Origin of the sequence: Streptomyces afghaniensis (genome assembly GCF_044327915.1) — a bacterium.
Lineage (GTDB): Bacteria > Actinomycetota > Actinomycetes > Streptomycetales > Streptomycetaceae > Streptomyces > Streptomyces afghaniensis.
On the sequence record NZ_JBIRGJ010000008.1, the window covers coordinates 586,978 to 612,653 of the forward strand.

Consider the following 25,676-nt stretch of genomic DNA (forward strand, 5'->3'; position numbering starts at 1 on the left):
CTCACCCTCCTGCGAACGGCGGGAGCACCTCGACCGTGCCGCCGTCGGCCAGCCGTACCGTCTCATGTCCGCGGGTGCCCACGGGGTCACCGTCCACGAGGAACGAGCATCGCCGCAGCACGCGCTCGAGTTCGCCGGGGTGTCGCGCGCGTACCCCGTCGAGCGCCTCGGCGAGCGTGGCCGCCTCGTACGGCTCCTCGGCCACCCCGGCCGCGGCCTTGGCGGCGGCCCAGTAGCGCACCGTGACCTTTGGCATCTGCTTCCTCGATCTGCTTGTCGGTGAACCCCGCCAGGCTAGCCCGCCCGGCCCACCACCCACTCCCCGATCCGCCCCAGCAGTTCGTCGCTCGCCGCGTTCTCGGCATGCCCCATGCCGGGCTCCAGCCACAGTTCGCCCTGGTCGGCGGCGGCCGCGGCCAGCATGCGGGGATGGTCGACGGGGAAGTAGCCGTCGGCGTCGCCGTGCACGATCAGCAGGGGCGTGGGCGCGATCCTCGGCACCGCCTCCACGGGCGAGAGCGGGACCGGGTCCCAGTCGCGGTGGTGGATGCGCGTGCGGAGGCCGTAGCGGCTCACCACGCGGCCCTCCGGCCGCGTCACCAGCCAGTGCAGCCGGCGCATGGGGGCGGTTCCCCGGTAGTACCAGCGGGCCGGTGCGCTCACCGACACCACCGCGTCCGTCTGCCGTGGGTGCAGCGCCGCGTGCCGCAGCGCCACCGAGCCGCCCATGGAGAACCCCACCGTCCCCACGCGCGCGTGCCCGAGCTCCCGGGCCCAACCCACCGCCGCCGCCAGGTCCAGCACCTCCCGGTCCCCGACGGTCGACCGCCCGCCGGACGCCCCGTGGCCCCGGAAGGAGAACGTGACGACGGCCCCGAACCGGGCGAAGGCCCGCGCAACGCGCCGCACGTGCAGCCGGTCCACAGCACCGGTGAAGCCGTGGGCGACGACGAACACGGGGTGATCGGCAGGTGTCCGGGAGGCGTCGTATACAACCGCACCCGGGTCGTATACGGCATCGATCGTCACACCGTCGGACGTGCGCAGAAACGTCCGCAATTGCGACCGCACAGGTGTTCCCCGGGTCGTCTCGGAGTGCGGACGAACGGTGGAACGCGCCACATGACCTGCCGAACCAGAGCTCATGTGGGCTATTCTGCTGGGCAGAGGACTCGGGCAGCGTAGCCCCCGGGTCCTTTTGTGCTTTCGGAAGCGTTGTATACGACGCGGGAAACCGCAGGTGTACGGGGCCTTCGGGATCGCAGAGCTGTGCTGTGCCAACAAACGTCCTCGCAGGGACCGAGGAGGAACCAGACGTATGAGTTCTCTGCTGCTCCTGACCAACGCCCTCCAGCCGTCGACGGAGGTGCTCCCCGCCCTCGGTCTGCTCCTGCACAACGTGCGAGTGGCCCCCGCGGAGGGCCCCGCCCTCGTCGACACCCCGGGCGCCGACGTCATCCTCGTCGACGGCCGCCGCGATCTGCCGCAGGTCCGCAGCCTGTGCCAGCTGCTTCGCTCGACCGGGCCCGGCTGCCCGCTCGTCCTCGTCGTCACGGAGGGCGGTCTCGCGGCCGTCACCGCCGACTGGGGCATCGACGACGTCCTGCTGGACACCGCCGGACCGGCGGAGGTCGAGGCGCGCCTGCGTCTGGCCATGGGCCGCCAGCAGATCGTCAGCGACGACTCCCCGATGGAGATCCGCAACGGCGACCTGTCGGTCGACGAGGCCACCTACTCCGCCAAACTCAAGGGCCGCGTCCTCGACCTCACCTTCAAGGAGTTCGAGCTCCTGAAGTACCTCGCGCAGCACCCCGGCCGTGTCTTCACGCGCGCCCAGCTGCTCCAGGAGGTCTGGGGCTACGACTACTTCGGCGGTACGCGCACGGTCGACGTGCACGTACGGCGGCTGCGCGCCAAGCTCGGCCCCGAGCACGAGTCGCTCATCGGCACCGTCCGGAACGTCGGTTATCGATTCGTTACGCCGGAGAAGGTGGAGCGCGCCGCCGAGGAGGCGAAGGCCAAGGCGGCCAAGGGAATTCCGGACAGCGCGGACGATTCAGCCGATCTGGACGTCGCCGAGTCGCGCAGCAAGGCGTAAAGAGGCGTATTGCGGTGCCCACCTGGGCATCGCTTTCCGCACGGAACGCGCCGACGGCCGCCGGACGGCGGTCGGGATATCGTACGGAAGCCCCTTTACGCCCTGCCCAGAGCGGGTATATCCGCGTAGACTCCGCGCGTGGCCAAGGTGACTCGGGATGATGTGGCGCGGCTGGCAGGGACTTCCACTGCCGTGGTCAGTTATGTCATCAACAACGGACCCCGGCCGGTCGCCCCGGCCACGCGCGAGCGTGTCCTCGCCGCGATCAAGGAGCTGGGGTACCGGCCGGACCGGGTCGCGCAGGCGATGGCGTCCCGGCGTACGGACCTCATAGGCCTGATCATCCCGGACGCGCGCCAGCCCTTCTTCGGGGAGATGGCGCACGCGGTCGAGCAGGCCGCCTCCGAGCGCGGAAAGATGGTGCTCGTCGGCAACACGGACTACGTGGCCGAGCGCGAGGTCCACTACCTGCGCGCCTTCCTGGGGATGCGGGTCTCCGGCCTGATCCTCGTCAGCCACGCGCTCAACGACCTGGCCGCCGCCGAGATCGACGCCTGGGACGCCCGGGTCGTGCTGCTGCACGAGCGGCCCGAGGCCATCGACGACGTCGCCGTCGTCACGGACGACCTGGGCGGCGCCCAGCTCGCCGTACGGCACCTGCTGGAGCACGGCTACGAGTACGTCGCCTGTATGGGCGGCATAGCCGAGACCCCGGCGGTCGGCGACCCGGTCTCCGACCACGTCGAGGGCTGGCGGCGCGCGATGGACGAGGCCGGGATCTCCACGGAGGGCCGCCTCTTCGAGGCCCTCTACAACCGCTACGACGCCTACCAGGCCGCCCTGAAGATCCTCTCCGGCCCCGAGCGCCCGCCCGCCATCTTCTGCTCCACCGACGACCAGGCGATCGGCCTGCTGCGGGCCGCGCGCGAGCTGCGGATCGACGTGCCCGGCGAGCTGGCGGTGGCCGGCTTCGACGACATCAAGGAAGCGGCGCTGACCGACCCGCCCCTCACCACGATCGCCTCCGACCGTTCGGCGATGGCCCGGGCGGCGGTGGACCTCGTCCTCGACGACGGACTGCGCGTGGCGGGGGCCCGGCGGGAACGGCTGAAGGTGTTCCCGTCGCGACTGGTGGTACGGCACTCCTGCGGCTGCGCCTGACCCTGGCCGAGGCGCCTTTATATCGGGCATACGAGGTTCTGTCGGGCTTCTCAGGGTGCACTCAGGAAGCTCTCATGGTCGGGCTCCAAGCTCTGAGACATGACCGAGAGCTTCCACCGCAGTGGCGAGTACGAGAACCCTTACGAGGGTCAGCAGCAGGCCCCGGTGAACCCCGAGTGGCCGCCTCCGCCGGCGTACGCCCCGGCACCCGCTCCGAAGAAGCGCAACCGTGGCCCGGTCGCCCTGCTCGCCGCCGTGGCGATCGTCGCCGCGGCGATCGGCGGCGGCACCGCCTACGGCATACAGGAGCTGACGGGCAACGACACCGTCGCCTCCAGCTCCACCAGCACCAACGTGGTGCCGTCCGCCCAGAAGGGCACGGTCGCCGGCGTCGCCAAGGCGGTCAGCCCCAGCATCGTCGAGATCAGCGCCGACTCCAACGCCGGTTCCGCCACCGGCTCCGGCGTGATCATCACGAGCGGCGGCGAGGTCGTCACCAACAACCACGTCGTCTCCGGTGCCTCGCAGATCAAGGTGACGACCAGCGACGGCAAGTCGTACTCCGCCAAGATCGTCGGCACCGACAGCAAGAAGGACCTTGCGCTGATCAAGCTGGAGAACGCCTCCGGCCTGAAGGCGGCGACGCTCGGCGACTCCTCGGGCCTGCAGGTCGGCGACCAGGTCGTGGCGATCGGCTCCCCCGAGGGTCTGTCCGGCACCGTCACCAGCGGCATCATCTCCGCCCTCGACCGTGACGTCACGGTCCCGACCGACGAGGACCAGGGCCGGCAGCCCCAGCAGGGCGACGGGTGGCCGTTCGAGTTCGGCGGGCGGCAGTTCAACGGCGACACCGGCTCGGACACCACGACGTACAAGGCGCTCCAGACCGACGCGTCCCTCAACCCGGGCAACTCCGGCGGCGCGCTGATCGACATGAACGGCAACATCATCGGGATCAACTCCGCGATGTACTCGCCGGCGGGCGCCGCCTCCTCGTCGTCCGACGCGGGCAGCGTCGGCCTGGGCTTCGCCATACCGATCAACACCGTCAAGGCCGACCTCGCCAAGCTGCGGGCCGGCTCCACCGACTGAGTTTCCACCGGATCCGAGGAGTACGGCGATGATCCAGCAGGTTCCGCACACGGTGCCGGGGGCCGATCCGGCGGGGTTCGCACTGGCGCTGGCGGTGGCGTACGAACTGCACGCACCGGCGACGGCGTCGCGGGCCGTCGAGGTGGCGCCGGCCGAGGACCGCCCCGCGCGCCGGACCGCCGCCCGCCAGGCCGCCGCCCGCCGAGCCGCCGCCGTCCGGCGCCGCAAGGTACGGGGCTGATCCTGCTCCCGGCCCGCCCCGCCGGCGTGCGAGGCTGAGAGCGTCAGCGACACCCCGCCCCGTCACACCACACCCGAGGACCCCGACCCATGAGCCCCGCAGACGGCGACCGTGACTCCCAGCGCATCCTGATCGTCGACGACGAGCCGGCGGTACGCGAAGCACTCCAGCGCAGCCTCGCCTTCGAGGGGTACGGGACCGAGGTCGCGGTCGACGGCGCGGACGCCCTGGAGAAGGCGGCGGCGTACCGGCCCGACCTGGTGGTCCTGGACATCCAGATGCCCCGCATGGACGGCCTGACGGCGGCGCGCCGCATCCGCGGCACCGGCGACACGACCCCGATCCTCATGCTCACGGCCCGCGACACGGTCGGCGACCGGGTCACGGGCCTCGACGCGGGCGCCGACGACTACCTGGTCAAGCCCTTCGAACTGGACGAACTCTTCGCCCGTATCCGCGCGCTGCTGCGCCGCAGCTCCTACGCGGCGGCCGTCGGCGCGGGCTCGCCGGACGACGAGGACGTCCTCGCCTTCGCCGACCTGCGCATGGACCTCGCGACGCGCGAGGTCACCCGGGGCGGCCGCCAGGTGGAGCTGACCCGTACGGAGTTCACGCTGCTGGAGATGTTCATGGCGCACCCGCGCCAGGTCCTCACCCGGGAGCAGATCCTCAAGGCGGTCTGGGGCTTCGACTTCGAGCCGTCGTCGAACTCCCTGGACGTGTACGTGATGTACCTGCGCCGCAAGACCGAGGCGGGCGGCGAGCCGCGCCTCGTGCACACGGTGCGGGGTGTGGGCTACGTGTTGCGGCAGGGCGGCGCGGAGTGAACAAGGTGGTACGCCGGTTCCGCTCGCTGCCGATCCGGTCCCGGCTGGCGCTGCTGGTGGCGGCGGCGGTGGCGTTCGCGGTGGCGGCGGTCTCGGTGACCTGCTGGTTCATCGTGCAGGGGAAGTTGTACGACCAGGTGGACGGGGACCTGAAGTCGTCGTTCCGGACCCTTCAGGCGGACGATTTCGACGCGCTGACGAAGACGTGCCCCCAGAAGCCGTCGAGCACCCTCGGCGGGGCGCCGCGCCCGCAGACCTACGCGCAGGTGGTCAGGTCCGACGGCAGGGTCTGCCTGTTCAGCAACCTCATGCCCCAGGTGAAGGTCACGGGCGCCGACAAGGAGGTGGCCAAGAACCCCGACCCCACGACCGCCAAGCTGCGCAACGGCACCGACAGCGACGGCAACTCGGTGCGGGTCCTGACCACGGCGGTCGTCGTCAAGGACGGGCCGTTCCAGCAGGGTGTGGCCGCCGACTACGCGCTGGTCATCGCCGTCCCCCTGAAGGGAACGGAGTCGACGCTCAACGAACTGGCGCTGATCCTGCTGCTGGTCTCGGGCGTGGGTGTGGTGGGCGCCGGGGCGGCCGGACTGACGGTGGCCCGGGCGGGCCTGCGCCCGGTCGACAAACTCACCGAGGCCGTCGAGCACGTGGCCCGCACGGAGGACCTGGGCATCCGCATCCCGGTGGACGAGGACAGCGAGGACGAGGTGGCCCGGCTCTCCCACTCGTTCAACTCCATGACCTCGGCCCTGGCCAGCTCCCGCGACCTCCAGCAACAGCTCATCGCGGACGCCGGCCACGAACTCCGTACTCCGCTCACCTCCCTCCGCACCAACATCGAGCTCCTCACCCGCAGCGAGGAGACGGGCCGCCCCATCCCCGAGGCGGACCGCAAGGCGCTCCTCGCGTCGGTGAAGGCGCAGATGACGGAGCTGGCCGCGCTCATCGGCGACCTGCAGGAGCTGTCCCGGCCGGACACGGGCCTGCACTCGGGCCGGACGCAGATCATCGCCTGGCACGACATCGTCGACTCGGCGCTGCGGCGAGCGCGGCTGCGCGGCCCGGAACTGACGATCACGGCGGACGTCCAGCCCTGGTTCGTCCGGGCGGAACCCTCCGCCCTGGAACGGGCGGTGGTCAACATCCTCGACAACGCCGTGAAGTTCAGCCCGGAGGGCGGCACGATCGAGGTACGGCTGTCCGAGGGCACCCTGACGGTCCGCGACCACGGCCCGGGCATCCCCGCCGACGAACTCCCCCACGTCTTCGACCGCTTCTGGCGCTCCCCGAGCGCACGAGCGCTGCCCGGCTCGGGCCTCGGCCTGTCGATCGTGGCACGCACGGTGCAGCAGGCGGGCGGCGAGGTGTCGCTGGCCCCGGCGGAGGGGAGCGGCACGGTGGCTACGGTACGGCTGCCGGGGGCGGCCGTACCACCGCCCGACAGCCTCACCTTCGCCGACGCATAGCGCGGATCCGATATCGATATATCGTGGTGTGTCGCACTGACGGGCGAGGAGGGTGACGCATGGCCGCGACGGCGGAACTGGATCCGGGCGATCTGATCGAGGTGTTCAAGGCCCTCGGCAACCCTGCCCGACTGCAGATCATGCAGTGGCTGAAGGATCCCGAAGCGCACTTCGGTGAGTACGAGCCGATCGCGGACCGCCGGGCGGTCGGCGTGTGCGTCACGCACATCCAGGCGAAGGCGGGACTCGCCCAGTCGACGGTCTCCAGCTACATGAGCACGCTCGAACGGGCGGGACTCGTGCGTCCCACCCGGGTGGGCAAGTGGACCCACTACCGGCGCGACGAAGAGCGGCTGGCACGGCTGGCACGGGCCATCGGCACCACTCTCTAATTGACGAATCGCGATACGTCGATATGATCTCTTCATGTCGACCTTCACTGCTGCGCCCACAGCCCTGATCGTTCACGCCCACCCCGAGCCCCGCTCGTTCAGCACCGCCCAGATGACCGCCGCGGCTGAGTCCCTGCGCGCGGCCGGGTACCGGGTCGACGTCCTGGACCTCTACGCCGACGGCTGGGCGCCGGTGCTCTCCCGTGAGGAGTTCGCACCGGTCAAGGACCCGTTCAAGCCGCAGGCCGAGCAGCTGCGCGCGGTCGAGGAGGGGACGCTCGACGCGGCCGTCCGGGCCCATCTCGACCGGCTGCTCGCCGCCGATCTGCTCGTGCTGTCGTTCCCGATGTGGTGGTTCTCGCTGCCGGCCGTCCTCAAGGGATGGGTGGACCGGGTCTTCGTGATGGGCGGGGTCTTCGGCGGCGGCCACGGGCTCTTCGGCGACGCGGCGCTCGCCGGGAAGCGCGCGATGCTGCTGTTCACGACCGGCGGGCCCAGCGAGTCGTTCCGGCCCGGTGGCGCCTTCGGCCCGATGGACGACTTCCTGTTCCACATCCACCGAGGAATGCTGGAGTTCGTCGGCTTCCAGGTCCTGGAGCCAGTGATCACGTACGGCCCCGCCCGTATGACCGACCAGGAACGAGCCGCGGCGCTGGACGCGGTCAGGGAGTCCGTCGCGCGCGTCGCGGCCGATGCCGGAGCCACCGTGGGCTGATGCCGGCACCGTCCGCGGCCGGCACCGTCACGTCTCCGTCCGGTACATCAGATCCACTTCGTGCGTGACGAACCCCAGCCGCTCGTACACCGACACAGCCGCCGTGTTGTCGGCGTCGACGTACAGCATCGCGGTCGGCAGCCCCCGGTCCGCCAGGTGCCGCAGGCCGATCGTCGTCAGGGACTTGCCGAGGCCGCCGCCCTGGGCGCCGGGGGCGACGCCGAGGACGTACACCTCGCCCAGGCCCTCTTCGGCGTGGACCTTGGTCCAGTGGAAGCCGATGAGTTCGTCGCCGCGGAAGGCCAGGAAGAACCCCGCGGGATCGAACCACGGCTCGGCCTTGCGGTCGTCGAGGTCCCGCTGGGTGAGTGAGCCCTGCTCGGGGTGGTGGGCGAAGGCGGCGGCGTTGACGGCGAGCCAGGCCGCGTCGTCCCGGCCGGGGACGAAGGTGCGGACGGTGACGCCCTCGGGGAGGACCGGTTCGGGCGCGTCGAAGCCGGTCAACGGGCGCCGCATCTGGCGCAGTTCGCGGAACAGGGTCAGGCCGAGGACCTGCGCGAGGTGCCGGGCGGCGGAGTGGCCGCCGTGCGCCCACACCCGCAGCCGCTTGCCGGACGCGGCCAGCAGCGCGGAACCCAGCGCCCGCCCGTGCCCCTGGCCCCGGTGCCCGGGGTGCACGACCAGCTCGGCGGCCGGCGGCTCCACCGGGTCGGTGTCCTCCAACTGGGCGTACCCGACGAGTTCGCCGTCGACAGTGAGCAGCAGATGGGCCACGCCCGCGCGTTCGCCACCGCGCAGCTGCAACCGGCCCTGTTCGGAGACCGCCTGCTGCCCGTCGGTGCGGGCGGCCTCGTCGAGCAGTCCGAGGACGGCCTCGGTCTGCTCCGCGGAGAGTGCGGCATACGTGTCGATCGAGCGGGGGCGTCCGGGCCGTGCGGTGTCGTCGCTGGTCATGCGTACGAGGGTACGGGGGACCAGCGGCAAATCAGCGGCAAGAAGCAATCAGGATGTAACCACGAAAGCTCTGTCGCGCTACGCGCGTTGACTCTAGGCTGCGCCGGACGACATCACTGTCCCAGCAGACCCACAGGGGGGCGTATGCCAGCCACTTCACCGGCACCGGCGCACCAGGAGCGCCGCAGACGTCGTACGAACCGTCTCGTCGCTCTCGCCGCCGGTGTCGCCACCGTCGGCGCACTGGCCGCGGCGACGGTGCCCGGGTCGGCGTCGGCCGGAGAGAACCACGGCGGGGGCGGCCACTGGCCGGGCCGCTACCAGGACGTCCAGTTGCTGTCCTTCAACGACCTGCACGGCAACCTGGAGCCGCCCGCCGGCTCCTCCGGCCGCGTCACCGAACACCAGCACGACGGCACGACGAAGACCATCGACGCGGGCGGTGTCGAGTACCTCGCCACCCATCTGCGCCAGGCCCGCAAGGGCGAGAAGTACTCCATCACCGCGGCCGGCGGCGACATGGTCGGCGCCTCCCCGCTGATCTCCGGCCTCTTCCACGACGAGCCGACCATCGAGGCGCTGAACAAGCTCGACCTCGACGTCACGTCCGTCGGCAACCACGAGTTCGACGAGGGCGCCAAGGAGCTGGCCCGCCTGCAGAACGGCGGCTGCCACCCGAAGGACGGCTGCTACGGGAACCAGAAGTTCACGGGCGCCGACTTCCCCTACCTGGCCGCCAACGTCCTCGACGAGAAGACGAAGAAGCCGATCCTCAAGCCCTACTGGGTGTGGAAGAAGAACGGCGTCAAGGTCGGCTTCATCGGCGTGACGCTGGAGGGCACCCCGGACATCGTCTCCGCCGAGGGCGTCAAGGGCCTGTCCTTCAAGGACGAGACCGAGACGATCAACAAGTACGCCAAGGTGCTCCAGAAGCAGGGCGTGAAGTCGATCGTCGCGCTCATCCACGAGGGCGGCTTCCCGGCGTCGACGTCGTACAACTACGACTGCGACGCCCCGGGCGCGGGCGACGGCGTGTCCGGCCCGATCGTCGACATCGCCAAGAACGTCACGCCGCAGGTGGACGCGCTGGTCACCGGCCACACCCACAGCGCGTACGTGTGCACGATCGACGACCCGGCGGGCAAGCCCCGCATGGTCACCTCGGCCGCGTCCTTCGGCCGCCTCTACACCGACACGACGCTGACGTACGACCGGAAGACCGGCGACATCGCCCGTACGGCCGTGAAGTCCGCGAACCACGTGGTCACCCGGGACGTCCCCAAGGCGCCCGACATGACCGAGCTGATCAGCAAGTGGAACACCCTGGCGGCCCCGATCGGCAACCGCGCGATCGGCCACATCGCCGGCGACATCGGCAACACCGGCACCGAGTCCCCGCTCGGCGACCTCATCGCCGACGCCCAGCTCGCCCACGGCAAGCAGCTCGACCCGGAGACCGACCTGGCGCTGATGAACCCCGGCGGCATCCGGGCACCGCTGACGTACGCGGCCAAGGCCGGTGAGGGCGACGGTGTGGTGACGTACGCCGAGGGCTTCACGGTCCAGCCGTTCGCCAACACCGTGAACCTCCAGGACTTCACGGGCGCGCAGCTGATCCAGGTGCTGAAGGAGCAGGTGACCGGCCCGAACGCGGCGGCGCCCAAGGTCCTCCAGGTGTCGTCCGGCCTCACGTACACGCTGGACCTCACCAAGTCCGGCGCCGACCGGGTCGTCACCGACTCGGTCAAGCTGGACGGCAAGGCCATCGATCCGGCGGCCACCTACCGCGTCGCGACGAACAGCTTCCTCGCGGGCGGCGGCGACGGCTTCCCCACGCTCGGCCAGGGCACGAACGACGTCGTCGGCGCCGACGACCTGACCGCGCTGGAGCAGTACCTCACGGCCAACTCCTCGGCCGCGAACCCGCTGGCCCCGCCGAAGGCGGACCGTATCGCGATCGTCCAGTAGACCGAGAGAGCCTCCCCCGGGGGCTTGGCACGGGGCCGGTGCACACCACCGGCCCCGTTGTCGTTCCGGCCGCGTTACGGCGATCGCCGGGCCCCTCTCCCCACCATTGGCACGCTCTCATCCAGACCGTCCTCACCGAGATAGCCGTCGACCTGGACAGACGGCGGGAGGCCGGTGAGGAGACACGGCAGGAGCGGCTGTCCGCGGCGCTTGGCACGGTCAAGCGGCTCAGTCAGGCGGCGGCCTGGCTGCTCGCCCGCAGGGCGGCCGGCCCGCTGACGGCGGGTTTCCTGGCCCCCGAGGACGTCGACGCCGTCCAGAGCGCGCTCACCGCACCGGGGGCGGAGACGTATCTGCACGTCAACCGCTTCGAGCAGGACTTCCGCGAGGTCGTCGACATCTACGCCGACGGAGGCCGGCTCGTCCTGTTCGTCGACGACCTGGACCGCTGCCACGAGGAAGCGGCGATCACCGTGCTCGACTCCCTGAAGCTCTTCCTGGGAGAGGGCTCCTGCGTCTTCGTGCTCGCCATGGACTACCAGGTCGTCGCCGAGGCCGCCGCCAAGCGGTTCGACCGGGAGGGCACGGACGGCGCGCGCGGGCGGCAGTACCTGGAGAAGCTGATCCACTTCCCGTTCCATCTGCCGGGCATCCCCTTCGAGTTGCTGTACCAGCAGCTCAGCAACGAGGTCACGGATCCGGCGATGGGCGCCTCGCGGGAGCTCTGGGAGCTCATCGAGGTCGCGTTCGCGGCCAATCCGCGGCGGGTGCGCCGCTTCATCAACGGCCTGAACCACACGGTCCTGACACTCCAGCAGCACGACGGCCGGCCCGGCAGCGACCGCCTGCTCCACGCGGGCGTCCTGCTCGCCCTGCAGATCAAGTTCCCGGACTTCTTCTCCGCCCTGCAGAACGATCCCGGGGTCTGGGCACGGTTCGACGACGCCGAGTTCACGAAGTCGGAGCTCGGCGGCCGCGACGGGGAGCTCGCCGCGCGGAACCCGGGGGTGCGGCGGCTGATCGCCACCGTGTCGTCCCGGCGTACGGGGTTCTCCTTCCCGCCCCCTCCGACGGCCAGCGTGCTCAGACTGCTGACCGAGGTGCTCACCGTCACCGGCGGAGCGCTCACCGGCGAGGGCGACGCCCATGTCGGCTGACAGCGAATCCGAGGTCCGGTACGCGGTCGGCCTGGACCTCGGCGACGGGGAGAGCTCCCTGTGCTGGGTGCCCACGCACAGGCGCGGCAAGGCGGAGATCTACACCAGGGGAACCGAGGGCACCGCCATCGTGACGGCCCTGGGGCGCGAACCCCTGGAGCAGGGCGGCCACCGGTATGTCATCGGCGAGGCCGCGGTGCTGGCGAGGAACGCGCTGCACTTCAGCGTCAACTTCAAGACGCGGCCCGATCCGCAGGGGCTCGTCGCCCCGGAGGCCGTGCAGTTCGCGCAGGTCCTCCTCACCGAGTTCTTCGCCGCACACCCGGAGGTCAGGGGCGACTGCGCGGTGTACGTCGGCCACCCCACGGGGTGGGACGCCCCCTCGGTCACGGCGTACCGCGAGCACTTCTCGTCGATGCGGCTGCCCGTCCAGCTCGTCGCGGAGTCCCAGTCCGCCCTCGTCCACGTCAGGGACCGCAGGGCCGGACGGCGTGACCCGCGCGGGCTCGACCGGGTCCTGGTCGTCGACATCGGCTCCTCCACGACCGACTTCACGTTCGTGGCCGACCTCGTCCCGCGGAACCTGCCGGTGGGCTCCGGCCTCGGCTGCGCCCTGATCGACAACGAACTCGTCGAGCGGGTGCGGGCGGCGTTCCGGGCGAACGAGCAGTTCACCGCGGCACTCGGCCAGGACGGCGCGCCGGAGATGCTGCGGCTCGTGTGCCGCCGGGCCAAGGAGGCGCAGTTCGGCGGGGACGACGTACGCCTCCAGGATCTCCAGGCAGGCTGCGACCGCCGGTTCACGCCGTTCCTGGTCCCCGCCATCGGCTGGCTCAGGCAGCAGAACATCCCCGAGCACGTGGTGCGCGACCGGGGCGGCTGGGCGGAGCGGTTCGCGGGCGTCCTGGCGGAGGTGCGCGAGCTGCTCGGCGCGGACGAGCCCGAGCTGGTGGTGCTCACCGGAGGCGGTTCCCGCATGCCCGTGGTGCGCCGGCTGTGTCTCGACGCGTTCCCCGGGGCCACCGTCGAGAACGACAACGACCCCTCGCTGTCGGTGACCCGGGGGCTCGCCAGCGTCGGACGGCACCGGGTCAACGTGGCCCGGTTCCGGCGCGACATCCAGGGGCTGAAGGACCGCCCCGAGTTCGAGGAGAAGATCCGCTCCGGCCTGCTCTCCGCTTTCGACCAGGCCAGGAACACCCTGCTGACCCGCCTTCTGGAGAGGGCCGACAAAGAGTCCGCCGACTTCCAGGACGAACAGGACATCGACGCGCTCATCCGCCGCCTCACCGGCATGGACGAGGTCCTCGCCGGCCTGCGCGTACGGCTCAACACCGAACTCACGCCGATGGCACTCGACATCTGCCGCTCGTACGACATCCGGGACGACCGGTTCACCGTGGACCTCGAACTGCCCGGGATCATCGGGACCGCCATCGGCGCGCGGATCCGCCCGATGTGGCGCACGCTCCGGGCGGCGCAGGCCGTGCTGCGGACGTTCGAGAATATGGGACACGCGCTCCCCTACGCGGTGCGGTTCGTGGCACGCGGCGGACAGCTGTTCATGAAACTCGGTGCCGCGGGAGTCATCGTCGCCGCGGCGCTGGGTCTGCCGAGGGCGACCGAGGCGGGCGCCCGTCGGCTCATCCGCACGACGCTGCAGAACGCGGAGCTGGATCCGGCCGAAGTGACCAGCGTCGTCACGCACGTTGCGGAGCGGATCACCGCACAGATGGACCACCGCGCCCAGGAGGTGGAGCGCTTCGTCTCCGAAGCGCCGGCATCCGTGACATCGATCGCATAGCGGGGGTTCAGGTTGCGGTCAGGGGCGGTGCGCATGGTCGGATGAGACGATGCGCACCCCCCACCGCATGGACACGCATCACCCCTACGACCGCTCCGACCAGCCCCGCAACCCCTACGAGGAACTCGGCGCACTCGACGACGGTCCGCTGGAGGAGACCCCTCTGGAGGACTTCCTCGGCGAGGAGGCCGAGCAGCGGGACGAGGCGGAACCGGAGTGGTCGCCGCCCGACCACCGCCGTGGCGGCCGGCGTCGGCGGAATCGTTTCGCCGGGCTGCCGCTCGCGGTGAAGGCGGTGGTCGGCCTGGTCGTGCTCGCCGCCTTCGTCGCCCTCGGCGACCGCTGGGCCGTGCTGTACGCCGAGCACCGCGCCGCCGACACGCTCAAGGACCGGCTCGACCTCGCGGCGGCGCCCGAGGTGGAGATCGGCGGGTTCCCCTTCCTCAGCCAACTCGCCGACAAGCGGCTGGAGTCGGTGAAGGTGACCGTCCCGGACGTCGCCGCCGACCGGGTCTCCCTGGCGAAGGTGTCGGCCACGGCGCACGACATCCGGCTGGAGGCCGACGGCCTCACGTCCGTGCGCGGCGCCCACGTCCCCCGGTTCGACGGGGACGTCCTGCTGTCCTTCGAGGACCTCAACCGCGAACTGGGCGCCTCCCAGGTGACGTTCACCGGCGAGGGCCGCGACCGCGTCCGGGCCCGCGGCACCCTGCCCGTCGCCGGACACGACCTGCGGCTGCGCGCCGAGGCCCGGATCCAGCGGCAGGGCGAGCGGGGCATCGCCACGGAGATCGGCGGCATGCGGCTCGACATAGGGGACCTGGCCACCTACCGGCCCGGCACCCGCGCCTCCGAGGGCCTGCACCTGACGCCCAAGGGGACCGCCGGCCTCGCCCGGGAAACCCGCAAGGCCAAGGCGCTGCTCTCGGTCCCGGCCATCGTGCAGCGGATGGGCGTCCCCGAGGCGACCGTGCGCGAGGCCCTGGCCGACGACGGCAAGCTCGCCGAGCTCACCGGCTCCCCGAAGTTCGCCCGCCAGGCCGAGCGCCTCAACCTCATCGACCTGGCCCTGGACAACCCCGACGTGCTCCGCCGTATCGGGCTCGACCCCAATCTCCTCGACGAGTTGTCCGGTCTGACCCGCCCGGTCCTGGCCGACCGGCTGGCGCTGGCGTTCGAACTGCCGAAGCCGGAGCAGGGGGACGTACGGCTGGACGACGTACGGGTGGAGGAGGACGGCATCCGGGTGCGGGTGTCCGGTTCGGGGCTGACCGTGGGTTCGTAGCGGCGTGAGCCCGCAGCCTGTGTTCCTGATGAGATTTGGTGTGCAGATGTGTTGACCTCTGTTCGAGTCCTCTTCTAGTTTGCGGGAGCCAACGAGCCGCCGATCTGTACGCGAGGTTCGCTCGAAAGTACTGCTCAGAAGGGGACGTCGTGTCACGAAAGACTCATCGGGGGACAGCCGGTCTGGGGGCGCTGCTCGCCTGCGCCACGGCATTCGGTGGGGCTCTCGCCTCCCCCGCAGCCGCCTCCCCCTCCGCCCCGCCGCCCGTCAGCGACTTCAAGGGCGTCAACTGGGCCGACCCGCGCGACAACTACGCCGACGACGCGGTCGTGCCCTCGGGCCTGTCCACCTCCGACAGCTACGCCACGACCTACGCCAAGTCCAGGGCGATCATCGGCGGATTCTCCAAGCTGGGCGCCAACACCGTCCGCCTCCCGGTCAACCCGACCTCCGTGAACGGCCCGTTCTGGAAGTCGTACCGGGGCGCGATCGACGCCGCCACCGCCAAGGGCTTCAAGGTCATCCTGGGCTACTGGGAAGCCGACAACGCCAAGGACGGCAAGATCGACAACCAGGCCTCCTGGGACCAGATGTGGGCGCGGATCACCTCCGCCTACGGCCGCAACTCCAAGGTGTACTTCGAGCCGATGAACGAGCCGTTCGGCTACACCGCCCAGGAGTGGACCGACATCGCCGCGAAGTGGGTGACCACCCACCGCAACGTGCCCCGCGACCGGATGCTGATCGGCGGGTACAAGTACAGCGAGGACGTCAAGCCGGTCTGCGCCGACCCGCGCCTCAACGGCACCCGGATCGCCCTGCACAACTACGGCTTCTGGCACACCGACTGGACCAGCGTCGACCAGTGGAAGCAGGACTTCAAGGCGCGCATCGGCGACTGCGCCTCGCGCACGATCCTCGACGAGTTCGGCGCGTCCATGACGACCGGCCTGGACTACAACGGCCCGGTCAACGGCTCCAACGAGGTCGCGTACATCCAGGCCGCGACCGACACCATCCGCGAGATGGGACTGGGTTCGGTCTACTGGCCCGGCCTGCGCAACGGTGACACCTACTCCCTCACCACGCTCCAGGGCACGGGCACGAACCTCAGCCTGACGGTGAACAACCAGAGCGGCCTGGACCGGCTGCACTACGCCTGGAAGCAGTAAGGGTGGTGGCCCTTCCGGGTCCGGCGCCGCTCGTCAGCCGGACCCGGAAGGGAGCCTTCAGGACGCCGAGGGCGTCCAGCCCGCGAGCCAGTCCGCGACCTCCTGGTCCGCGGCCTGCGCGTCGGTCAGGTGCGGCCGGTTGGAGCTGGCCGAACCCGCCCCCGCACCGGTGTTCTTGTACTCGGCGAACCGGTCGTCCTTCCACGAGAAGCCGCTCATGTCGGTCCACGGCGTGGACTTGATCGCGGCACTCAGGCTGGTGTTGCGGACCGTGGTCTGGGGGTCGAGCGAGGCGTCACCGCCCGCGTGCCAGGGCCGGCCGAGGTAGAAGCTGCCGCCCGACACATCGCCGTTCACGGTGGAGTTGGCGATCAGGATGCCCTTTCGGTTCGCGGCGGTGCTCGGGGCGGTGACGTAGCCGGCCGAGGTGCCGTCCCAGCGCTTCTTCAGCGTGATGACGGACTTGTCGACGACGGCCGTGGCCCGCCCGAAGATGAAGTCGACGTTGCCGACGACGTAGGAGTTGGCGACGTAGACCCGGCCCAGCCGGTCCTTGGCGGCGGTGTCGAGGAGCAGCGTGTCCTGGTCGCCGCTGACGATGATCCCGTCCAGGAAGACCTTGTCGGCGGCGGTCCGCAGCGCGACGGCCTGGTGCCCGCTCAGGTTCTGGTTGGCCTTCTCGTCGAAGTCGTTGGAGATGGTCAGGTTGCGCGCCTGGAAGTCGTCGGCCTCGACGGCGACGGTGGCGCTGCCGCCCGTGCCGTACGTACCGCCGCCGGGCTTGGGCGTACCGGAGGCGTTGTTGTAGACGATCGTCGTGTCCTTGCGGCTGCCGCCGGTGCCCTGGATGGTGACGTGCGGCTTGTTGGACGGCACCTTGACGAGTTCCCGGTACGTCCCCGGCTTGACGGCGATCACGACGCGGGAGGGGTTGTTCGCCGGCACGGCGTTCACGGCGGCCTGCACGGTCGTGTACTGCCCGCTGCCGTCCTTGGCCACGGTGAGAGTGGTGGCCTTGGCGGCCTTGGTGGAGGCGGCGGCGGTCTTGCCGATGGAAGCGCGGGGCCCGGCGCCGGACTTGAGGATCGACGGCAGGTCGGCGGCCTTGTCGAGGGAGTACGGGTAGTAGGCCTTCGGATCGAAGGCGGTCCCGCCGCTCTCGTTGCGCCCGCTGGTGCCGGAGAAGGAGTTCCCGCGCTGGACGATCGCGGCGCCGCTGTCCTTGATGACGGGGTTCTTGACGCCCTGGAAGAGGGAGTTCTCCAGGACCATCTTGGTGGCGCCGCGCGAGTAGTTGCCGTACGACGACTGGATGTCCGTGCCCGGGGCGTCCTCCAGGAAGTTGTTGTAGAGGTGCGCGTGGGCGGCGTTGTCGGTGGACGGGTTGCGCTGCTCGGTCTCGCGGATCCAGTTGTGGTGGATCGTGATGTCCGTCTTGACGTTCTCGGTCCAGCCGATGCCGAAGGTCTTGTTGTTGTCGCTCAGCTTGTTCCAGGAGACGGTGACGTTCGTGCTGTCCTTGCGGACGTCGATGAGCCCGTCGGCCATGTGCCGCAGATCGTTGTGATCGATCCACACGTGGTGGGCGCCGTCCATCTGGATGGCGTCGAAGTCGTGATCCTTGTCGTTCCAGACGCCCTGGTACGAGTCCCGGATGGTCAGGTTCCGAATGATCACGTTGTGGACCCCGGACCCGAGGAAGAACCCACCGCCGACGATGTGCCCGGAGGTCCCGGACCCGACGATGGTCTTGTCGGACTGCACCTTGATCTCTTTGCCGACCGGGTTCATGTTGATCGTGCCGGCGACGACGATGACGTACGGCTCGGCGGCCGTGGCGTACTTCTCCAGCTCGGCCTGCGTCTTCACGGTGACGGTCTTGCCGTCCCGCCCGCCGTACGTCCCGTTCTGCCCGAGGGAGTTGACGGAGGCGAACCCGTCGGCGGTGTCGGTGGCCCAGGACGGGGCGGCGGCGGAGGCCTCCTGGGCGGTGGACCCGAGGACGCCGAGGTCGGTGCCGTAGGCGAGGGTGCCCGCGGCGGTCAGGGCCAGGGGGACCCCGACCGCCAGGGCTGTGCGGCTTCTGCGGTGACGATGACGGGCCTTGCTGTGCGGCTCACTCATACGGCGATCCGTTCCGTGTGGGGGAATGACCGCTGATCAGTCGCCGCCCCACACGGAAAGGTTGCCGATGGATGTGCCTTACTGGGTGCAGGACTTGGGGTCGAGCTTCTCCTCGATCTTGTCCTCACGGCCGTCGGGCTGGCCGTTGGGGAGGAGCTTGTCGGAGATGCCGTCGATGTAATACCCGTGGGAGTAGATGGTCCGGTATCCCCGGTCACGCCAGCTGTGCACGGTGCGGTCGCCGTCGCCCTTGTTCCACTCGTAGTCCTCGACGTGGAAGACGGGGTTCACGCGCACTACGCGCTGATACGGCGTCCAGGTGACGGCGACCTGCCGGCAGGGCGGAATGGTCTTCTCGCTCCGGGTCTCGAACTTGGACTCCTTCTCCCAGCCCCACTCGTAGCCGGCACTGCCGCCGACGGTGCCGGAGAAAATGCTCTTGGCGAGGGAGAGGCTGATGGTCCCGCCGACGCTCTTCTTGGCGAACGTCTTGGTGCTGTAGCTGCTGACGAAGGTCTCCTTGTCGTCGGCGGAGCCCTGGTTGCCGATCCAACGGGACGTGCGGACGGTGTCGCCCTTGATGGACCAGGTCGAGGCCTCGGCGTACCCGCACCAGCCGCGGAACAGCTCCCACGGCCCGGCGGGCTTCCACAGTCCGAAGACGTCCCGCAGGTATTCGTCCTGGGTCTTGAACTCGCCGGTCTCGACGTTGAGGGCGCCGTAGACGCCCGTCAGGCTCGTCTCCTGGTTGCAGAGCCGCTCGATCATCCGGTCGGTGTCACCGGGGTCGACGCCCCGGATGTTGGTCGCCCCGGCGGGCCCGGCCGTCGCGGTCCCCGCGCCGGCCAGCAGACCGGATACGGCGAGGGCGGTGGCAGCGGCAACGAGGCCGGTTTTCCTGAGAGTTGACTTACGAATGAGACGCATGGGGGTGGCTCACTCCTGTGCGGTTCTGTGACGGCGATGAAGATGCCAGAAGGGGCGCAGGAGTTTCCGCTACTGGTGAGTATGACAGGACATCGACAGCCGGCCGGGCTTCATTTCCTGCTTTGTCGGACGTCTTGTCGGACGTCGTCCTCGCGGCTGCGACTGGCCGCGACACGTAACACGTCTCCCAGTGACTCCACCGCCCTTGTCAGTGCGAAACGCACGGCGCGTTCACCGGCCTTGGGGTCCCCGAGTACCGCCTTGGCGCCCGCGAGGACCTGCTCGGCGGAGGCGAGCTGAGCGGCCTCGATGTCGTCGGCGAGCCGTGAGAGGAGGCTGTGGGGGTTGTCGGTGGAGAGGTAACAGGGCTTGCCGTCGGCGCCGGTCCAGGGGAGCAGCCTCATACGAAGACCTCCACGGTGCGGAGGTACGGCCGTACGAGCGGGGTGTCCATCACGAGGGGCTCTTCCACATCGAGGGGTCGGGGTGTGGATGTCGGCGGGGAGTGGGGGATGGTCCAGGGCCGTTGGGCCGGCGTCGCCCGGTGACGCCCCCGGGCGGGCAGCAGAATCCGCACGAGGAGGAGCAGGACCGACTCGCAGAGTTCAGCGATACGCAGGCGCACGGAAGCGTCCCTTCTCAGGGCAGGGGGCAGGGGTTGACGAGCGGTGATTACCGTTCGTGCCTTCATCGTCACTGCTCGCGCGTACGCTGCGGAAGGGGCCAGGTGTTGCCTGGCGCGCCAGGCAACGGTGAGGGGTGACGTGGAGCAAGTTGTTGACGGAGAGCAGGAGTCGGGGCGGGCTGCACTCGGTCGGACGTTGAGGTTCCTGCGCGAGCAGGCGGGCAAGTCGCTCGGGCAGTTGGCCGAGGACACCGGGTACGACAAGAGCTATTTGAGCCGCCTGGAGAAGGGGGAGCGGCTCTCCAAGCGAGCGGTCATGGAGGACCTGGACAGCTACTACGGGTCCGGTGACCTGCTGGTTCGTGAGTGGCGGGACGCGCGCCGCGAAGTCATCAAGGACAAGTACAAGGCGTTCATGGACCTTGAGGCGACGGCGCAGATCATGTGGATGTTCCAGCTGCGCGTGCCCGGCCTCTTGCAGACCGAGGACTACGCCCGAGCGGTGTTGTCAGGGTTGTCTGGCGCCCAGACAACGGCAGGCAACAGTGAGGAAGTCGAGGAACAGGTGGCTGCGCGGATGGGGCGGCAGGAGTTGCTCTTCCGCGAGTCGGCGCCGGACGTACGCGTGATCCTGGACGAGGCGGCTCTGCGACGGCCCGTTCCTGATGCGAAGGTGTGGGCGGAGCAGTTGTCACACCTCCTGGATGCTGCCGAGTTGCCGAACGTCGCGATCCAGGTACTGCCCTTCGCAGTCGGGGTGCACGACCTCATGGACAGCCACCTCTGGCTCTTCTGGCAGCGTGTCGGCGATCCAGTTGCCTGGACGGAGGGCAACGGTTTCGGTGCGCTGATCCAGGATCCGGACAAGGTTCTGCACTTCCGTTTGTCCTACGATCGCGTCAGGGACGCGGCGCTGACTCCCGTGGAGTCGACGGCGTTCATCAAGCGCCTTCTGGAGGAGTGCAGAGAATGAACCGAGCCCCTGACCTCAACACCGCCGCGTGGCGCAAGTCGTCCTACAGCGACGGGGGCGGCACAAACTGCCTGGAGGTCGCCGACAACCACCCCGGCATAATCCCCGTCCGCGACAGCAAGCAGTCGGACGGCCCGGTGCTCGTGTTCGGCGCAAGCCCCTGGGCGACGTTCTTGGCAGGCGTCAAGGGCGACAGCGTCGTGCGCATCTCCGGGTGACTCGTGTGCCGAGCAAAACGAGGGACACCAGCGCGTCGTCGTGGCGCAAGTCGTCCTACAGCGACGGGGGCGCCAACAACTGCCTCGAAGTCGCCGACAACCACCCCGGCATAATCCCCGTCCGCGACAGCAAGCAGTCGGACGGCCCCGTGCTCGTGTTCGGCGCGAACCCCTGGGCGTCGTTCCTCACGTACGTCACGAAGTAACTGTCAGTCCGCGTCGGGGCACTCCGCCCACGACGGTTTCCAGACCTCCCCCTCGGTCAGCCGGGGGCGCGTCGCCAGCAGGTGGGTGCGGAGTGCCGACAGGCCGGGATGCGGGTTGTCCGTGCGCCACAGGAGGGAGTGCGGGTAGACCGGGGTCGGGTCGCACAGGGGGACGAGACGCAGGTCGTGGTCGGCCGGCCAGACGAGCGGGGTGCGTTCGCTGAGGAAGGTCGCCACGGTCGAGGAGCCGGCGATGGTGTCGAGGAGGGCCTCGATGCCGAAGTTGGGGCCGATCGTGTCGATGACCGGGCCGAAGGTCTCGGCGAGTTCGTCGTAGTAGGCCGACCACTCCGTGCCGGGTGCGTTGCCCGGCATCCAGATCCTCTGCCCGGCCAGTTGCGCGGGTGTCACCGAGGCGGCGCGGGCGAACTCGTGGTCGGGGCCGACGCACAGCCGCAGCGGCTCGTCCAGGACGGGGACGGCCTCGATGCCGTCGGGCAGCCGGCGCCCGGGCATGGTGACCGCACGGAAGGTCGCGTCGACGGCCCCGTCCCGCACGGCGGCCACCGCCGTGTCCGCGTCGAAGAGCGTGACGACGTCCAGGGGGATCTCGGGATGCGCCCGGTGGAAGTCCCGTACCAGCCCCGCTGTGGCGGCCCGGCGGCCCAGGACGTCCACCCGTAGCGCGCGCTCCCCGGGGCGCACGGCCGCCACCGCCCGCTCCTCGGCCTGGAGCAGGGCCCGGGCGTGCGGCAGGAGCACCTGCCCGTCGATGGTGAGCTCCGCTCCCCGCGGCGTACGCACCAGGAGCCGCACCCCCAGGTCCTTCTCCAGCGCGGCGATCCGCTTGGACACCGCCTGCTGGGTGAGCGACAGGTCCACGGCGGCCTTCTGGAACTGCCCGGCATCGGCGATCGCGACGAAGGCGCGCACGGCTTTGAGGTCCACGGCGACACCCTTCCATCTCATGGACCGAGTACGCGGCGCAGGCCCGGCTCGATGTCCGGGGCGCTGATCGAGCCGTAGCCGAAGACGAAGCCCGGGCGGGCGGAGCGGTTCGCGGCGATCTCCGCCAGGGTGTGGACCGCCACGCCGGACGCCCGGGCCCGGCGGGCGCGGTCCGCGAGGGCGTCGGGGTCGGCGAGGCGGCCTCGGGTGAACGTGGTCACGTGCAGGCCCGCGGCGGACGGCACCAGCTCGGCCAGGTCCGCGAAGTGGTCGGTGAGCGCGCGGGTGACGGCTTGGTGCCTGGTCGCGTACGTGTGCTGCATCCTGCGGATGTGCCGGGCGAGCAACCCGTCGTCGACGAAGCGGGCGAGCGCCGCCTGGGTGGGGACCGCCGTGTGCCAGTCGGCGGTGTACTTGGCGGTGCGCAGTGCCGTACGCAGCGGGGCGGGCGCCACCAGGAAGCCGACGCGCAGGGAGGGCAGCATCACCTTGGAGAACGACCCCACATAGATGACGTGCCCGTCCCGGTCCAGACCGTGCAGCGTCTCGACCGGCCGGCCGCCGAACCGGAATTCGCTGTCGTAGTCGTCCTCGATCACTGCCGCGCCGTGCCGCCGCGCCCACCGCAGCAGCTCCGCTCTGCGCCGCAGGGACATCGGCATCCCGAGCGGGAACTGGTGGGCCGGGGTGACGTACACGGCACGGGTGTCCGGCGGGATGGCGTCCACCAGCAGTCCCTCGGCGTCCACCGGTACGCCCGTGACCTCGGCGCCCTGCGCCAGGAACGGCATCCTGGCCGGTGGATAGCCGGGCTCTTCGACGGCCACCCGGTCGCCCGGTTCGAGCAGCACCCGTCCGATGAGGTCCAGGGCCTGCTGCGTGCCGGTGGTCACCAGCACGTCGTCCGGGCCGGTCCGCACGCCGCGGGAGAGTCCGATGTGCCGGGCGAGCGCGGCCCGCAGCCCGGCGTGCCCGGCCGGATCGCCGTAACCGAACGCCCCGTCCGCCGAACGGCGCAGTTCCCGGGCGATCAGGGGACGCCAGGTGTCGTACGGGAAGAGCCGGGCGTCCGGCAGGCCGACCCGGAAGTCGTGGGCCGCCGTGGTCGGTCCCGTGAACTCCGGGCCCGCCCAGGGGGACAGGCCCGCCCACAGGGCACGGGGGCGCAGTCCCGAGCCGGTGGTGTCGGTGGCGGACGCGGCCCCGTGCGTGGGCAGGCCCGTCGTACGCACATAGGTCCCGGAGCCGACCCTGCTGTCCGCGTAGCCCTCGGCGACGAGCCGTTCGTAGGCGACGCCGACGGTGTTGCGGGCCACCTCCAGACGGCGGGCCAACTCCCGGGTCGGGGGCAGCGGGTCGCCGGGCCGCAGCAGTCCGTCGTGGATCGCGGTGCGCAGCCGGCGGTAGATCTGGCCCGACAGGTCGCGCCGCCCGTCGAGCCTGATGTGCACGTCCATCCCGGCCTGCTGCTCCTTCGGCTCGGTCGCTGCCGGCTCTCCGAACGGCGATTGGCTCAATCAGTTGGCAGGTTATTGGCTCTGGGGCTGAACCGCTGCGTGAAATTACGCTCCGGCCATGGACATACGACGAATGGACATACGACGACTTGACCGCCAGGCGCTGTTACTGACCGGGGAGATGGTCTCCCGGGTGAAGACCGACCACTTGAGACTGGCGACGCCGTGCGCGGACTGGACCCTGTACGGCCTGCTTCGCCATCTGGTCTGCCAGAACGAGGGGTTCGCAGCCTCGGCCCGCGGTGCGGGTGAGCCGTGGGCCGTATGGCGCGACGGCGACCTCGGTGGTGAACCGGCCGCAGCGTATGAGGCGTCGGCGGACGAGGTCACCGCGGCGTTCGCGGAGGACGACGTGCTGGAGCGGCGGTTCGCGCTGCCGGAGGTCGGCGAGGGCTTCGCCGTCCCCGGACGGATCGCGATCGGCTTCCACCTGCTCGACTACGTGGTGCACGCCTGGGACATCGCGGTGACCATCGGCGCCCCGTGGGAGCCCGACGCCGAACTCACCGCCGCCGCGCTGCGCGTCGCCGCCCTGGTCCCGGACGAGGGCCGCGGGGCCGGTGCCGCGTTCCGCCGGCGGATCGCCGTCCCCGACGACGCCCCGCCGGGCGAGAGGCTGCTCGCCCTGCTCGGCCGCGACCCGTCCTGGACGCCGGCGCCGTGCTGAGGAGCCGCTGGTGCCTGGGTCCGGCCGGGGGCCGGCTCGGTGACCGCGCCGCGGCGCGTGGCGTCGGCAGCGGCGCACGCGGTCGCCCGAGCGACCCGCTGATCGTCAGCGTCACCGACTTCACCAGCGACGCGTACCGGGACCTGCCCGGCATCGCGCGTCGCGGTTTCGCGCTGCGGCGCCGCTGGCCGCATCTCGACGGAGCCGTCGGCATGTGGTTGTGGACCGTGCCCTCGGCGCGGCGCTGCGGATCGGTCGCGGTGTGGACCGGGCGGCGGGCCCTGGCGGAGTTCGTACGGCTGCCGGAGCATGTCGCGATCATGAACCAGTACCGTCGGCGAGGGACGATCAGGTCGGTGATCCTGGAGTACGAGAGCCTCGACGCGGCGCGGATTTGGCGGGACGCAGAGGCATGGCTGATGTCGGACGGTCACCGCCGTGACGTGCGGGAGACGCCACGGCGGATGACCTGACCACGGCTGCTCAGCTCAGGGGCCGGGATCGGGAGGTGCCTGCGCCACCCGCCGGCCGCAAGTCCCAGGCCCGTCGCCGCAGCGGCTCCACCGATCCCAGCGCCCCCACCAGCACGGCCCCGGCCAACGCCACCGCCCACCGGTCGTGCGCCGCCGCCCACCGGTCGTCCTCCACCGGCACGAACAGCGCCCACCGCCCGGGCCAGAAAACCATGGCCAGTACCGCCGAGGTCAGCAGGCCGGCCGCGACCGGCGGGCCGGGCCGCGTGACCTCGGTGCAGCGCACCGCGACCGCCGCACCGGCCACCGCCAGGGCGAACGCCGCCCCGGCCTCCAGCGTGATGTCGGCGACCGGCGGCCGTAGCTCCGGCGGCACGAGCAGCAGTGCCGCGGTCCACCAGGCGGCCGCGGCCGGGACGACCAGGGCCACCCGCAGGGCGACCCGGACCGGGCGCGGGACCGGCACGGTGGCGGTGGTGTGCCGGGCGGGGTCGTCCAGGAGGAACACCAGGCCCATCGCGAAGGCCAGGACCGCGGCCCGCAGCAGGTGCAGGGAGAGGCGTTCGCCCGTCTCGCCGGTGATCCGGGTGAGCGCGGCGAGCAGCAGGCCCGCGGCGCCGGCCGTGCCGACCACGCCCGACGGCAGGGTCCGGCAGGTCATGA

General features: G+C 70.6%; 28 protein-coding genes. 18 read left to right on the top strand and 10 right to left on the bottom strand.

The window, feature by feature from the left end; all coding sequences use genetic code 11:
* Position 1 precedes the first annotated feature (1 nt).
* Positions 2-256, bottom strand: a complete 255-nt coding sequence (locus ACH4G3_RS31670; RefSeq protein ID WP_037671193.1) for a MoaD/ThiS family protein — start codon at positions 254-256, stop codon at positions 2-4.
* A gap of 38 nt (positions 257-294) precedes the next feature.
* The gene (locus tag ACH4G3_RS31675; protein ID WP_397627714.1) at positions 295-1,146 is read right to left on the bottom strand and encodes an alpha/beta hydrolase; all 852 of its coding nucleotides are present in this window, start codon (positions 1,144-1,146) and stop codon (positions 295-297) included.
* 172 nt (positions 1,147-1,318) lie between these two features.
* Between ACH4G3_RS31675 and ACH4G3_RS31680 the strand changes: the two genes are divergently transcribed.
* The 8 genes from ACH4G3_RS31680 to ACH4G3_RS31715 all read left to right on the top strand — a co-directional run bounded on the left by ACH4G3_RS31680 (position 1,319) and on the right by ACH4G3_RS31715 (position 7,995).
* Positions 1,319-2,098, top strand: coding sequence for a response regulator transcription factor (locus tag ACH4G3_RS31680; RefSeq protein ID WP_397627715.1), 780 nt, complete (start codon positions 1,319-1,321; stop codon positions 2,096-2,098).
* A 138-nt stretch (positions 2,099-2,236) separates the two neighbouring features.
* Entirely contained in the window at positions 2,237-3,259 is a 1,023-nt protein-coding gene (locus ACH4G3_RS31685; RefSeq protein ID WP_397627716.1) for a LacI family DNA-binding transcriptional regulator, read from the top strand.
* A 99-nt stretch (positions 3,260-3,358) separates the two neighbouring features.
* Positions 3,359-4,351, top strand: a complete 993-nt coding sequence (locus ACH4G3_RS31690) for a S1C family serine protease (RefSeq protein WP_397627717.1) — start codon at positions 3,359-3,361, stop codon at positions 4,349-4,351.
* A gap of 28 nt (positions 4,352-4,379) precedes the next feature.
* Positions 4,380-4,592, top strand: a complete 213-nt coding sequence (locus tag ACH4G3_RS31695; protein ID WP_397627718.1) for a hypothetical protein — start codon at positions 4,380-4,382, stop codon at positions 4,590-4,592.
* A gap of 89 nt (positions 4,593-4,681) precedes the next feature.
* Positions 4,682-5,419, top strand: a complete 738-nt coding sequence (locus ACH4G3_RS31700) for a response regulator transcription factor (RefSeq protein WP_397627719.1) — start codon at positions 4,682-4,684, stop codon at positions 5,417-5,419.
* Entirely contained in the window at positions 5,416-6,888 is a 1,473-nt protein-coding gene (locus ACH4G3_RS31705; RefSeq protein WP_397627720.1) for a sensor histidine kinase, read from the top strand. The genes ACH4G3_RS31700 and ACH4G3_RS31705 overlap by 4 nt, the downstream gene beginning before the upstream one ends.
* Before the next feature lie 59 nt (positions 6,889-6,947).
* Positions 6,948-7,280, top strand: a complete 333-nt coding sequence (locus ACH4G3_RS31710) for an ArsR/SmtB family transcription factor (protein ID WP_354738717.1) — start codon at positions 6,948-6,950, stop codon at positions 7,278-7,280.
* Positions 7,281-7,314: 34 nt separating this feature from the next.
* Positions 7,315-7,995: an NAD(P)H-dependent oxidoreductase gene (locus ACH4G3_RS31715; RefSeq protein ID WP_397627721.1), complete on the top strand. Its 681-nt coding sequence runs from the start codon at positions 7,315-7,317 to the stop codon at positions 7,993-7,995.
* Positions 7,996-8,022: 27 nt separating this feature from the next.
* Here the strand turns inward: ACH4G3_RS31715 and mshD are convergent, their stop codons facing one another.
* The gene (gene mshD, locus ACH4G3_RS31720) at positions 8,023-8,949 is read right to left on the bottom strand and encodes a mycothiol synthase (RefSeq protein WP_397627722.1); all 927 of its coding nucleotides are present in this window, start codon (positions 8,947-8,949) and stop codon (positions 8,023-8,025) included.
* 144 nt (positions 8,950-9,093) lie between these two features.
* Here mshD and ACH4G3_RS31725 point away from each other — a divergent pair, with 144 nt between their 5' ends.
* The 5 genes from ACH4G3_RS31725 to ACH4G3_RS31745 all read left to right on the top strand — a co-directional run bounded on the left by ACH4G3_RS31725 (position 9,094) and on the right by ACH4G3_RS31745 (position 16,335).
* Entirely contained in the window at positions 9,094-10,917 is a 1,824-nt protein-coding gene (locus ACH4G3_RS31725; protein WP_397627723.1) for a bifunctional metallophosphatase/5'-nucleotidase, read from the top strand.
* 38 nt (positions 10,918-10,955) lie between these two features.
* Positions 10,956-12,074 carry a KAP family P-loop NTPase fold protein gene (locus tag ACH4G3_RS31730; protein WP_397627724.1) on the top strand — a complete coding sequence of 373 codons (1,119 nt, stop codon included), beginning with the start codon at positions 10,956-10,958 and terminating at the stop codon, positions 12,072-12,074.
* Complete coding sequence (locus ACH4G3_RS31735) at positions 12,064-13,878, top strand: Hsp70 family protein (protein ID WP_397627725.1); 1,815 nt, start codon at positions 12,064-12,066, stop codon at positions 13,876-13,878. Before ACH4G3_RS31730 ends, ACH4G3_RS31735 begins: the two co-directional genes overlap by 11 nt.
* A gap of 49 nt (positions 13,879-13,927) precedes the next feature.
* Entirely contained in the window at positions 13,928-15,163 is a 1,236-nt protein-coding gene (locus ACH4G3_RS31740; RefSeq protein ID WP_397627726.1) for an LmeA family phospholipid-binding protein, read from the top strand.
* Positions 15,164-15,312: 149 nt separating this feature from the next.
* Entirely contained in the window at positions 15,313-16,335 is a 1,023-nt protein-coding gene (locus ACH4G3_RS31745; protein WP_397627727.1) for a glycoside hydrolase family 5 protein, read from the top strand.
* Positions 16,336-16,392: 57 nt separating this feature from the next.
* Here ACH4G3_RS31745 and ACH4G3_RS31750 read toward each other — a convergent pair whose 3' ends face one another.
* The 4 genes from ACH4G3_RS31750 to ACH4G3_RS31765 all read right to left on the bottom strand — a co-directional run bounded on the left by ACH4G3_RS31750 (position 16,393) and on the right by ACH4G3_RS31765 (position 20,011).
* Positions 16,393-18,459 carry a pectinesterase family protein gene (locus tag ACH4G3_RS31750; protein ID WP_397627728.1) on the bottom strand — a complete coding sequence of 689 codons (2,067 nt, stop codon included), beginning with the start codon at positions 18,457-18,459 and terminating at the stop codon, positions 16,393-16,395.
* Between the two features lie 78 nt (positions 18,460-18,537).
* Positions 18,538-19,386, bottom strand: a complete 849-nt coding sequence (locus ACH4G3_RS31755) for a hypothetical protein (protein ID WP_397627729.1) — start codon at positions 19,384-19,386, stop codon at positions 18,538-18,540.
* A 110-nt stretch (positions 19,387-19,496) separates the two neighbouring features.
* Entirely contained in the window at positions 19,497-19,790 is a 294-nt protein-coding gene (locus ACH4G3_RS31760; RefSeq protein WP_397627730.1) for a hypothetical protein, read from the bottom strand.
* Positions 19,787-20,011: a hypothetical protein gene (locus ACH4G3_RS31765; RefSeq protein WP_397627731.1), complete on the bottom strand. Its 225-nt coding sequence runs from the start codon at positions 20,009-20,011 to the stop codon at positions 19,787-19,789. Before ACH4G3_RS31765 ends, ACH4G3_RS31760 begins: the two co-directional genes overlap by 4 nt.
* A 139-nt stretch (positions 20,012-20,150) precedes the next feature.
* On the opposite strand from ACH4G3_RS31765, the gene ACH4G3_RS31770 reads away from it, so the two are divergent.
* Genes ACH4G3_RS31770 through ACH4G3_RS31780 form a run of 3 tightly spaced genes read left to right on the top strand, consistent with a single transcriptional unit; the run spans position 20,151 to position 21,408 of the window.
* Complete coding sequence (locus ACH4G3_RS31770) at positions 20,151-20,984, top strand: helix-turn-helix domain-containing protein (RefSeq protein WP_397627732.1); 834 nt, start codon at positions 20,151-20,153, stop codon at positions 20,982-20,984.
* Positions 20,981-21,202: a DUF397 domain-containing protein gene (locus ACH4G3_RS31775; RefSeq protein WP_397627733.1), complete on the top strand. Its 222-nt coding sequence runs from the start codon at positions 20,981-20,983 to the stop codon at positions 21,200-21,202. The genes ACH4G3_RS31770 and ACH4G3_RS31775 overlap by 4 nt, the downstream gene beginning before the upstream one ends.
* Before the next feature lie 5 nt (positions 21,203-21,207).
* Positions 21,208-21,408 carry a DUF397 domain-containing protein gene (locus ACH4G3_RS31780; protein ID WP_397627734.1) on the top strand — a complete coding sequence of 67 codons (201 nt, stop codon included), beginning with the start codon at positions 21,208-21,210 and terminating at the stop codon, positions 21,406-21,408.
* A 3-nt stretch (positions 21,409-21,411) separates the two neighbouring features.
* Here the strand turns inward: ACH4G3_RS31780 and ACH4G3_RS31785 are convergent, their stop codons facing one another.
* A complete protein-coding gene (locus ACH4G3_RS31785) occupies positions 21,412-22,356 on the bottom strand; it encodes a LysR family transcriptional regulator (protein WP_397627783.1) in 945 nt (314 codons plus the stop codon).
* A 17-nt stretch (positions 22,357-22,373) separates the two neighbouring features.
* On the bottom strand, positions 22,374-23,813 hold the full coding sequence (gene pdxR, locus ACH4G3_RS31790) for a MocR-like pyridoxine biosynthesis transcription factor PdxR (RefSeq protein ID WP_397627735.1): 1,440 nt from the start codon (positions 23,811-23,813) through the stop codon (positions 22,374-22,376).
* Between the two features lie 118 nt (positions 23,814-23,931).
* On the opposite strand from pdxR, the gene ACH4G3_RS31795 reads away from it, so the two are divergent.
* Both ACH4G3_RS31795 and ACH4G3_RS31800 read left to right on the top strand, forming a co-directional pair.
* The gene (locus ACH4G3_RS31795; RefSeq protein WP_397627736.1) at positions 23,932-24,540 is read left to right on the top strand and encodes a TIGR03086 family metal-binding protein; all 609 of its coding nucleotides are present in this window, start codon (positions 23,932-23,934) and stop codon (positions 24,538-24,540) included.
* Positions 24,534-25,013, top strand: a complete 480-nt coding sequence (locus ACH4G3_RS31800; protein WP_397627737.1) for a hypothetical protein — start codon at positions 24,534-24,536, stop codon at positions 25,011-25,013. The genes ACH4G3_RS31795 and ACH4G3_RS31800 overlap by 7 nt, the downstream gene beginning before the upstream one ends.
* A gap of 10 nt (positions 25,014-25,023) precedes the next feature.
* Here ACH4G3_RS31800 and ACH4G3_RS31805 read toward each other — a convergent pair whose 3' ends face one another.
* Complete coding sequence (locus ACH4G3_RS31805) at positions 25,024-25,674, bottom strand: ABC transporter (RefSeq protein ID WP_397627784.1); 651 nt, start codon at positions 25,672-25,674, stop codon at positions 25,024-25,026.
* Between the last annotated feature and the right edge of the window lie 2 nt (positions 25,675-25,676).

Bases quoted from the DNA above. Each gene is read 5' to 3' on its own strand.
- ACH4G3_RS31680 (WP_397627715.1), top strand. From the start codon at position 1,319: ATGAGTTCTCTGCTGCTCCTGACCAACGCCCTCCAGCCGTCGACGGAG.
- ACH4G3_RS31775 (WP_397627733.1), top strand. From the start codon at position 20,981: ATGAACCGAGCCCCTGACCTCAACACCGCCGCGTGGCGCAAGTCGTCC.
- ACH4G3_RS31670 (WP_037671193.1), bottom strand. From the start codon at position 256: ATGCCAAAGGTCACGGTGCGCTACTGGGCCGCCGCCAAGGCCGCGGCC.
- ACH4G3_RS31675 (WP_397627714.1), bottom strand. From the start codon at position 1,146: ATGAGCTCTGGTTCGGCAGGTCATGTGGCGCGTTCCACCGTTCGTCCG.
- ACH4G3_RS31725 (WP_397627723.1), top strand. From the start codon at position 9,094: ATGCCAGCCACTTCACCGGCACCGGCGCACCAGGAGCGCCGCAGACGT.
- ACH4G3_RS31795 (WP_397627736.1), top strand. From the start codon at position 23,932: ATGGACATACGACGAATGGACATACGACGACTTGACCGCCAGGCGCTG.
- ACH4G3_RS31740 (WP_397627726.1), top strand. From the start codon at position 13,928: ATGCGCACCCCCCACCGCATGGACACGCATCACCCCTACGACCGCTCC.
- ACH4G3_RS31690 (WP_397627717.1), top strand. From the start codon at position 3,359: ATGACCGAGAGCTTCCACCGCAGTGGCGAGTACGAGAACCCTTACGAG.
- ACH4G3_RS31755 (WP_397627729.1), bottom strand. From the start codon at position 19,386: ATGCGTCTCATTCGTAAGTCAACTCTCAGGAAAACCGGCCTCGTTGCC.
- mshD (WP_397627722.1), bottom strand. From the start codon at position 8,949: ATGACCAGCGACGACACCGCACGGCCCGGACGCCCCCGCTCGATCGAC.
- ACH4G3_RS31715 (WP_397627721.1), top strand. From the start codon at position 7,315: ATGTCGACCTTCACTGCTGCGCCCACAGCCCTGATCGTTCACGCCCAC.
- ACH4G3_RS31750 (WP_397627728.1), bottom strand. From the start codon at position 18,459: ATGAGTGAGCCGCACAGCAAGGCCCGTCATCGTCACCGCAGAAGCCGC.
- ACH4G3_RS31760 (WP_397627730.1), bottom strand. From the start codon at position 19,790: ATGAGGCTGCTCCCCTGGACCGGCGCCGACGGCAAGCCCTGTTACCTC.
- ACH4G3_RS31710 (WP_354738717.1), top strand. From the start codon at position 6,948: ATGGCCGCGACGGCGGAACTGGATCCGGGCGATCTGATCGAGGTGTTC.
- ACH4G3_RS31735 (WP_397627725.1), top strand. From the start codon at position 12,064: ATGTCGGCTGACAGCGAATCCGAGGTCCGGTACGCGGTCGGCCTGGAC.
- ACH4G3_RS31695 (WP_397627718.1), top strand. From the start codon at position 4,380: ATGATCCAGCAGGTTCCGCACACGGTGCCGGGGGCCGATCCGGCGGGG.
- ACH4G3_RS31700 (WP_397627719.1), top strand. From the start codon at position 4,682: ATGAGCCCCGCAGACGGCGACCGTGACTCCCAGCGCATCCTGATCGTC.
- ACH4G3_RS31805 (WP_397627784.1), bottom strand. From the start codon at position 25,674: ATGACCTGCCGGACCCTGCCGTCGGGCGTGGTCGGCACGGCCGGCGCC.
- pdxR (WP_397627735.1), bottom strand. From the start codon at position 23,813: ATGGACGTGCACATCAGGCTCGACGGGCGGCGCGACCTGTCGGGCCAG.